The organism is Roseateles sp. P5_B10, assembly GCF_056400485.1.
This window is the reverse complement of record NZ_JBFULE010001486.1, coordinates 1-683: the sequence shown is the minus strand read 5'-3', so window position 1 is coordinate 683 and position 683 is coordinate 1. Positions and strand designations below refer to the sequence as shown.

Below are 683 nucleotides of genomic sequence, written 5' to 3'. Positions count from 1 at the left end.
CTCATCACCACGCCTTCGGTGACTTCCAGTATCAGCATGTCCGGCGACAGACCGTTTTCGGCGATCACCTCGCCGACCAGCGTGGCGAGATCGCCATTCTGGAAATTGATCGGCGACAGATTGACCGAGACGCCGGGTACGTCGATGCCATCTTTGCGCCAGGCCGCGACCTGCCGGCATGCCTCGCGCAGCGACCAGRTRCCGATCWGCTCGATSAGSCCGYATTCYTCCGCGAGCGGGATGAATTTCGATGGCGGCACTTCACCGAGTATCGGATCGGACCAGCGGGCCAGCGCCTCGACACCGTAAAGGCGACCATCAGCGCGCACCTGCGGCTGATAGTGAAGCCGCAGCGCACCCTGCACGATGGCATTGCGCAGCGCCGTGCTGAAGGCGAGTCGCTCTTCGCTGAGGCGATTCATTTCCGCGCTGAAGAAGCGATAGGTCGAGCGGCCAGCCTGCTTGGCCTGATACATCGCCGCATCGGCATGTTTGAGCAGACCGTCGATATCACCGGCATTGTCGGGATAGATACTAACGCCGATGCTGGCCGATACCGGCACCAGCTTGGCGCCAAGCTGCATGGGCGGCAACAGCGTCTCGAGCAAGCGGCTGGCGATCAAGGCGGCGCCTTCGACATCGCAATTCGGCAGCACAATGACGAATTCGTCGCCGCCCTGCCG

At 62.4% G+C, this 683-nt stretch carries 1 protein-coding gene; it reads right to left on the bottom strand.

Annotated features, from left to right (window positions below; translation table 11 throughout):
- The coding region (locus AC1DU6_RS34130; protein WP_477862858.1) for a putative bifunctional diguanylate cyclase/phosphodiesterase at nt 1–683 on the bottom strand (683 nt) is incomplete at both ends.